Genomic DNA, 8,245 nt, shown 5'->3' on the forward strand with positions numbered 1-8,245 from the left:
TATGGCTGATATGAAGCTTTTTGCCGGTAATGCAACACCGGACTTAGCAAAAAAAATCGCAGACAGACTTTATACACGACTTGGAAATGCAACTGTAGATCGTTTTTCTGACGGAGAAATTCATGTTCAGATTAATGAAAACGTTCGTGGTTGTGATATTTTCATCATCCAATCAACCTGCGCTCCTTCAAATGATAATCTGATGGAACTTATCGTTATGATCGATGCTCTTCGTCGTGCATCTGCAGGTCGTATTACAGCAGTAATTCCTTACTTTGGTTATGCTCGTCAGGACAGACGTTTACGCTCTGCTCGTGTACCTATTACTGCTAAGGTTGTTGCTGACTTTTTATCAACTGTTGGCGTTGACAGAGTTTTAACTGTAGATCTTCATGCAGAACAGATCCAGGGCTTCTTCGATGTTCCTGTAGACAACTGCTTCTCTTCACAGATCTTTGTTGATGACATGAAGACTCTGAACCTAAAGAATCCTTGCGTTGTTTCTCCTGATATGGGTGGTGTTGTTCGCGCTCGTGCAATTGCAAAATTATTAGACAATGCTGATATTGCAATCATTGATAAGCGTCGTCCTCGTCCTAACGTATCTGAGGTTATGAACCTTATCGGTGATGTTAAGGATCGTGAATGTATCATCGTTGACGATATCATCGATACTGGTGGTACCTTATGTAAGGCAGCTGCAGCTCTAAAAGAACGTGGTGCTAAATCTGTTACCGCTTATGGTACTCATGCAGTGCTTTCAGGTGACGCATACAAGAATATTTCAGAATCAGCAATCGATCGCCTGATCGTTTCAGATTCAGTTCCTGCAACAGACAAGTTCCAGAAGTTAAAGTGCTTCCGTCAGTTAACACTTGCTCCAATGCTTGCAGAAGCAATTCGCAGAATTAATAACGAAGAATCTATTTCTGCGATGTTTGAACAGAACTAATAGTCTTTTCAAACAAAAAAACCGTTATCTAAAAACGAAAAGTCTTTATGATAACGGTTTTTTTATATTTATGAATTATTCCTCTTCTACTCGTTTTTCCTTAATAATTCCAACAGCGCGCTCTACAGCATCAGTCCATGTCATTGCATGAGAGATATAACCATATATATCCTCTTTATTGAGAGTAACGCCTGCATCTGCTGCAATATCAAGAGCATCATCAATTCTATGCTCTGTAAGTGCCAAAAGTACACTAATTATAACTGCCAGCTGTCCGCCTGATTCTGAATAGCATGAGGTAATAGCATTTAGAGGGAACTCATCAAATGTAGCTTCTTTAGTGTCATGCAACATCACCTGAGCAAAGCGGAGAAAACCAGCAATAAAAGCCTGAGGAGCTGTAATATCGTCACATAAAGTCTGAGCAAAAAGATCAACTAATTTGCCAAAATACAATGAATGTATAAAAGGCTCATAATTCACATTATCAAGAGAAAAAGGCTTTTTATTCTGCTCGCAAACCTGTTTATCAGATAACACGAAAAGATTAAATGCCACTGCAATTGCAAGAAAATTTCGGATATCAAGCTGGGTAAGTCCCTGCTTATCTGCCAGATTAGAGTTCTTCTTTATTGTAAGATTAGCAAGATGCTTTGAAGATACCATGCCTTTCATTGCATTAGACATCAAAGGATAACTTGCTACAACTGAGCTTATTTCCTTATAGTCATAAATTGAAGAAAACAGCTGAGCAAATGTTCTTAGCATCTCATGTTGCCATCTTGGGCGTTCTATTTTGTACTGATAATTATCTGATGCAACAGTACCTAAAACAAAATCAAAATTCTTTGCCTCTGTACGATTGAAAGATACAACTGACATCTCACGTTTAAAGCCGATTGTCTTAACATCAGGGATCTTCTTTTTGAGCTGTTCAACAATGCTCATAAATTCAGCTGCAGTTGCATAATCTATAAGCAGATAGTCAATACAAGCTAAAACCTCATCATCAGATCCGACCTCACCCATTGCATCTACTCGGATTGCGAATTTCATTCCCATCTTTCGCAATTTTAATATTGTCTCTTTATACTCGGGGTTAAGTTCTATAGAGTTTTCAAGCCACATGATGACATTAGAAACATCATATTTACGAACCTGCTTTAACCATATGGAAGTTGGCACTGTTGGTATCATAAGTGCAGGAGCTTTACCTAATAGTACTCTTTGATTACTGAAAGTGAAGACATCTCTTAGAAGAGATGGGACATTCTCTTTTCTGCAGAATCCAAAATTAAAAGTATTACCAGCAGAAAGCTCAAGACAGTAAAATGCAGTCTGGCCTTCAGCATTCTGAACAGCTATTCTGTCATAAACACGGCATAGTAATGATGGATTTACATCATCATTTTGTAGTACCTTACCTCTTAATGCCCAACTGTCAGTCATAAATATTCACCTGCTCTATTTTAATTTTTCTAATAAACGCTGATGGATACCATTAAAGCTTCCATTACTCATAACAAGAATGGAGGTTCCTTCAGGAGAAGCCTTTACAATATCATCGACAAGCTTTTCAAAATCACTTTCAACATGAAGAGGCTTTGCACTTTGAGATTCAAGCTCTTTTACATTCCATGTAACATTTGATGGTGCATAAACAAAAATCTCATCTGCATGCTTAAATGACTGAGCTAATTTTTCATGGTTTGCACCAAGTTTCATAGAATTAGATCTTGGCTCAAATACTGCAACCAGCCTCTTATTATCGCCAAGTCTTGCTCTAAGACCTGCAGTTGTAAGTTCAATAGCAGTTGGATGATGCGCAAAATCATCATATACGCTAACTCCATTAACACAGCCTTTAAGCTCCATTCTGCGCTTTGGAAGCTTAAATGTTTCAAGGGCTCTTGCAGCATCCTTAGCACTAATGCCTGTATACATAGCAGCTCTTATAGCCATTAAAGCATTTTGAACATTATATGTACCTGTTGCCTCATAATGTACGCTATATACAAATGAATCACCATCATATACATCAAAATTTGAACCATCCGGAGTCTTTAAGATTGCATGTAAGCCATCTTTACTGCCAACTGTATACAGCTCACTCCAGCAGCCCATATCTATAACCTCATCTAGGTATTTTTCACCTTCAGATTTGATTATCAGACCTTTTGATGGAACAGTTCTTACCAAGTGATGGAACTGCTTTTGAATATCTTTGACGCTATCAAATATATCAGCATGATCATATTCAAGATTGTTCATAACAAGAACTTGTGGATGATAATGAACAAACTTTGAACGCTTATCAAAGAATGCACAGTCATATTCATCAGCTTCAATAACAAAATACTCACTATCAGTATTACGAGCAGAAATACCGAAGTTTTCTGGAATTCCGCCAATCAGAAAACCAGGATTTTTGCCATTGAACTGTAAAATCCAGGCTAGCATTGAGGATGTTGTTGTTTTTCCGTGAGTTCCTGCTACTGCAAGAACAGTCTTGTTAAGAAGGTAATGCTCTTCAAGCCACTGAGGGCCTGAGACATATTTGTATTTTTCATCAAGCATGCGCTCAACTACTTCCATACCTCGTCTCATAACATTACCGACAACAATTAAATCTGGTTTATCATCTAACTGAGATGCATCAAAGCCCTGAATGAGTTTGATTCCAGATTGTTCAAGCTCTGTTGACATTGGTGGATATACATTTTTGTCTGAGCCTGTAACCTTATGTCCTGCTTGTTTAGCAATCATTGCGATACCTCCCATGAATGTACCGCAGATGCCTAAAATATGAATATGCATTATTAATCCTTATTTAATATTTTTTGCACAGTCGATATATTTTTTAAAGTTATTTGTATGACGAATAACAGTTTTCCCGTTTTCATATTCTACCGTTGCTATAGGAATATTATTCTTTTCTCCAAATTCAAGAGCCTTATCTGCACCTAATACCAATAACCCAGTATCAAGAGCATCACTTTCAAATGCTGAATCACTTATTACTGTTACAGACAGTGTATGATGAGATACAGGATAGCCTGTTTTAGGATCTATAGCATGAGAATAGACTGTTCCTGTCTTATCATCCTTAAAGAAATTTCTATAGGATCCAGCTGTTGTTACCGCTTTATCAAGAGCACAGATTGGGAATAAGACTTTTCTTTCAGGAGTAGTCGGATCTTCAACTCCAAGTCTCCATTTAAGCCCTTTTGAATTAACGCCGTAGGAACGGGATGCGCCTGCAACGCTAACCATAAAATCTGTATAACCAAGCTCTATGAGCTTTCTGCAAAGGGCATCAGCACCTAGACCTTCACCTACAGTTGCAAGATCAAGTCTTACATTCTCATTATGTTTTACCAAATAACTCTTTTCACTGTCGGTTCTTATTTCAAACTTATCAAGACCTACAAGTTTAAGAGTCTCCTGAATTTCCTCAGAAGTTGGAGCCTGATTTTTCTTCTTGTCCTTTCCAAAGCCCCACAGATTTACTAAAGGTCCAACACTAATATCTGTAGCACCGTCTATTCTTCTACCCTGATAGACTGTTTCCTGAATAATCTTTCCAAGCTCTCTTGAAATCTCATATGGCTTTGTATCGTGATATTCGTTAACTTTTGCAAGCTCTGCATTCTTATCAAAGGTCGAAATGATATCGCAGATCCTATTGAAAGTATCATCAGAGAGTTTCTTTAAAGCTTCCTCTCCGCCTTTAAATCCACCTGTAACATTAACTGTATAGAAAGTTCCCATGGTTTTGCCATGAACTACAGTCATCTTCTGTTCATTTCTTTTTTCATCATTACAGCCTGTAACAGCAAGAGCTGCTACACAAGATAAGGCAATAGCCGCAATTGAACGCTTTAACATAACTTTATTTAAACCTGTTTGTGAGGAATTTCTGAAGCTTGACATGTTTTAAGAGGTTTCTGATTTTTCTTTCCTGCAAGAGCACATAATTTAGAACATGCAGCACAATTTCCGTCATCTAAAAGAGAGTTTCTTGCATCATCTTCAGATACAAGAGGTTTTCTCTTGATGAACAAGCTCATAGAAAGAGCTAAAACAAAAAGCAGAAATATTAAAAAGCTAGCTAAAAAAACCATATTGAATTATTCTCCTAATCTATCCTATCTTATCACATCTGTATATTTTGCTTAATACATGCTTTTTTGCATTAAGTCACGGTTTAATCTCAACAAATGAAAAAACCTACTATTTGTTAGCTGACAGATAGTAGGTTTCTTATTACCAAATTGTGCCGAAAAGCCCTTGGCTTCAGCCATGGAGAGCTGTCAATTATTTCTACAATTACTTCTTTTTAAGAACAATCTTAATGAAGTTTAGATATTTTAATGCACCAGCTTTTATGCTCTTTGCATCGTTTCTTGCATATTCATTATCCATTTTAAGCCAGTCGTCCCAAACCCCCTGATTTGACTGCATTATCCTGATATCCTCTATCTTTGCATGCTTTAATTTTTTCATGATTGACAGTTAGTAATCCAGTATAAAAGAAGCTCCTCTGGTAATTTATCGTGCAGATCCTTATTCATGCCGGTAACACATATATACAAGACCATCTTTATTAACAAAAGGCATTAGATGATCATCAAGATAATTGTCTGTTCTACCAAAAATTTCTAATAAGGAGCAAATTTCTTTTACAATACGCACTCAAAGGAGATGAAGATGAATCCAATTATTCTTGTAATGGCACTTTTGGTAATTCTGACCTATACAATTGGTCTGAATCTTAAAAAAGCAGATTTTCTGATGCTTATTAAAAAGCCTGTTCCAGTAATTTCAGGTCTATTTGGACAGCTTTTGGTACTGCCACTTACTGCATTTCTTATTGCAAAGGCTTTTAGTCTTGAAGAAGTATTTTTTATAGGACTTGTGTTGATTGCCTTATGCCCTGGCGGATCATCTAGCAATATCTTTACCCTTATTGCTAAAGGTGATCTTGCTCTTTCAGTTTCCCTTACAGCACTAAGCTCGGTTATTACATTATTCACTCTTCCTTTCTTTATGGCTCTTTGTTTGAATACTTTCTACCAAGACACAGAGTATTCATCTAACATTGAGTTTCCTCTTAAGAATATTCTTATTCAGAACTTTCTTCTGATGTTTATTCCAATAATTCTCGGAGTCTTTACAAAGATTACTTTTAAAAACGGATCAAAAAAACTATCAAGAATTCTTGAAAAGATAGCTTTTCCATCTTTAGTTTTAATTGCAACAATGTTCTTTATAAAGAACGCAAAAACAATTTCTTCACATCTTGATATTATTCTTGTCGCTGTTGTCTGTCTTGTTCTTGCAGCAATTGTTATTTCATCACTGCTCTCAAGAGCACTTTGCCAGGATTCCAAAACAAGACGCACCATCGTTATTGAGGTAACAATGCAAAATGCCGCACAGGCTATTGCTCTTTGTGTTTCTCCATTTGCATTCAATAATGAAATCATGAGTATACCTGCAATCATCTATGCACTTATCATGAATATTATTCTGCTTGCATATGTTGCACTCATTGTAAGAAAGGATAAGAGAATTCAAAAAAGTGCATAAATTTTGAAACAAATAGATGTTTTTTTTGACAAAACAATCTTCATGAATGCTTGCTTAATTTGTGATAAAATTCATAAAAATTTTTTTATGGTTTGTCACAGATAAATAGGACATAGCATGCGTACAAGTCAATTTCTTATCTCTACTTTAAAAGAGGATCCTAAAGAGGCTGCAGTTGAAAGCCATCGTTTAATGCTAAGAGCTGGCATGATCCGCCAGATTGCCTCTGGTGTATATACCTGGTTACCAACCGGTATGAGAGTGCTTTCTAAAGTAATTAATATTGTTCGTGAAGAAATGAACAAGACTGGTGCTTTAGAAATTGCAATGCCAATGGTACAGCCAGCTGACCTTTGGAAAGAATCAGGCCGATATGAAAAGTATGGTCCTGAGCTATGCCGTTTCAAGGACAGAAAGCAAAACGAATTCTGCTTAGGTCCAACACACGAAGAAGTTGTAACTGATATTGCACGCAGAGAAGTTAAGTCAGCAAGACAGCTTCCACTATGCCTATACCAGATCCAGAACAAGTTCCGCGATGAAATCCGTCCTCGCTTTGGTGTAATGCGTGGAAGAGAATTTTTAATGAAGGATGCATACTCATTCCATACTGACAAGGAATCTTTAGCAAAGACATATCAGGACATGTACGATGCTTATTCAAGAGTATTCACCCGCATGGGTCTTGAATTCAGACCTGTAGAGGCTGACACAGGTTCAATCGGTGGTAACCACTCTCATGAATTCCAGGCTTTAGCTGAGGCCGGTGAAGATACTATTGCATGGTCTGATGGTTCTAATTATGCAGCTAATATCGAAATGGCTGAAGCTTTAGCTCCTGAATATGACAGAGAGCCTTGTGCTGATGCATACTCAGAGGTGGCAACTCCTGGCTGTCATACTGTTGATGAGGCAGCAAAAGCTTTAGGTGTTGAATCAGAGAATGTCTTAAAGAGCCTAATCGTTCATGGCAACAAGAAAGAAGATGGCAAGCATGAGCTTGTTATGATCTGTTTACGTGGCAACCATGAACTTAATGAAGTTAAGGCAATAAAGATTGACGGTATTAACGATCCTCTTGAGATGGCAACAGAAGAAGAGATTGCTGAATTTACCGGTGCTCACACAGGTTCACTTGGTCCTGTTGGTTTCAAAGGCCGTATTCTTGTAGACAGAACTGCAGATAAGATGTCAAATTTTGCCTGCGGTGCTAACAAGACAGGTTTCCACTTAATCAACGTAAACTGGGATCGTGATGTACCTAATTATGAGGTATTCGACCTTAGAAACGTAGAGGAAGGCGATAAGAGCCCAGACGGAAAAGGCACCTTACATTTACGCAAGGGTATTGAGGTAGGTCAGGTATTTATGCTTGGCACTAAGTACTCAGAGGCTATGAAGTGTACTGTAAAGGATGAGAACGGTAAAGACGTTCCAATGATTATGGGATGTTACGGTATCGGTGTTACCCGTGCAATTGCTGCAGTTATCGAGCAGCACCATGACGACAGAGGTATCATCTGGCCTGAGGCAATCGCTCCTTTCAAGGTTGCTATTATTGCAATTATGCCATCTAAGTCTCAGATTGTAAAAGATACAGCAGAGAAACTTTACAATCAGCTTCTACAGGCCGGTGTTGAAGTTATCTATGACGATCGCGATGAGCGTCCTGGTGTTATGTTTGCTGATATGGAACTTATG

Annotated in this window: 8 protein-coding genes; 3 read left to right on the forward strand and 5 right to left on the reverse strand. The window is 37.8% G+C overall.

Annotated elements, in window-relative coordinates; all coding sequences use genetic code 11:
- The first annotated feature begins 1 nt into the window (after position 1).
- Positions 2 to 952, forward strand: a complete 951-nt coding sequence (locus ACJML3_RS10320; protein ID WP_406022977.1) for a ribose-phosphate pyrophosphokinase — start codon at positions 2 to 4, stop codon at positions 950 to 952.
- A gap of 75 nt (positions 953 to 1,027) precedes the next feature.
- Here the strand turns inward: ACJML3_RS10320 and ACJML3_RS10325 are convergent, their stop codons facing one another.
- The 5 genes from ACJML3_RS10325 to ACJML3_RS10345 form a co-directional block, all read right to left on the reverse strand.
- The gene (locus ACJML3_RS10325; RefSeq protein ID WP_406022979.1) at positions 1,028 to 2,401 is read right to left on the reverse strand and encodes a hypothetical protein; all 1,374 of its coding nucleotides are present in this window, start codon (positions 2,399 to 2,401) and stop codon (positions 1,028 to 1,030) included.
- 15 nt (positions 2,402 to 2,416) lie between these two features.
- Positions 2,417 to 3,769 carry a UDP-N-acetylmuramate:L-alanyl-gamma-D-glutamyl-meso-diaminopimelate ligase gene (gene mpl, locus ACJML3_RS10330; RefSeq protein WP_406022981.1) on the reverse strand — a complete coding sequence of 451 codons (1,353 nt, stop codon included), beginning with the start codon at positions 3,767 to 3,769 and terminating at the stop codon, positions 2,417 to 2,419.
- A 9-nt stretch (positions 3,770 to 3,778) separates the two neighbouring features.
- Positions 3,779 to 4,840, reverse strand: a complete 1,062-nt coding sequence (locus ACJML3_RS10335; protein ID WP_406022983.1) for an FAD:protein FMN transferase — start codon at positions 4,838 to 4,840, stop codon at positions 3,779 to 3,781.
- A gap of 8 nt (positions 4,841 to 4,848) precedes the next feature.
- On the reverse strand, positions 4,849 to 5,076 hold the full coding sequence (locus tag ACJML3_RS10340; protein WP_406022985.1) for a hypothetical protein: 228 nt from the start codon (positions 5,074 to 5,076) through the stop codon (positions 4,849 to 4,851).
- Between the two features lie 205 nt (positions 5,077 to 5,281).
- On the reverse strand, positions 5,282 to 5,458 hold the full coding sequence (locus tag ACJML3_RS10345; RefSeq protein WP_406022987.1) for a hypothetical protein: 177 nt from the start codon (positions 5,456 to 5,458) through the stop codon (positions 5,282 to 5,284).
- A gap of 204 nt (positions 5,459 to 5,662) precedes the next feature.
- Between ACJML3_RS10345 and ACJML3_RS10350 the strand changes: the two genes are divergently transcribed.
- Complete coding sequence (locus tag ACJML3_RS10350; protein WP_406022989.1) at positions 5,663 to 6,544, forward strand: bile acid:sodium symporter family protein; 882 nt, start codon at positions 5,663 to 5,665, stop codon at positions 6,542 to 6,544.
- A 117-nt stretch (positions 6,545 to 6,661) separates the two neighbouring features.
- A partial coding sequence (locus tag ACJML3_RS10355; protein ID WP_406022991.1) for a proline--tRNA ligase occupies positions 6,662 to 8,245 on the forward strand: 1,584 nt, incomplete at its 3' end.

This window comes from Succinivibrio sp. (genome assembly GCF_045124615.1).
In the GTDB taxonomy this organism is placed as follows: domain Bacteria; phylum Pseudomonadota; class Gammaproteobacteria; order Enterobacterales; family Succinivibrionaceae; genus Succinivibrio; species Succinivibrio faecicola.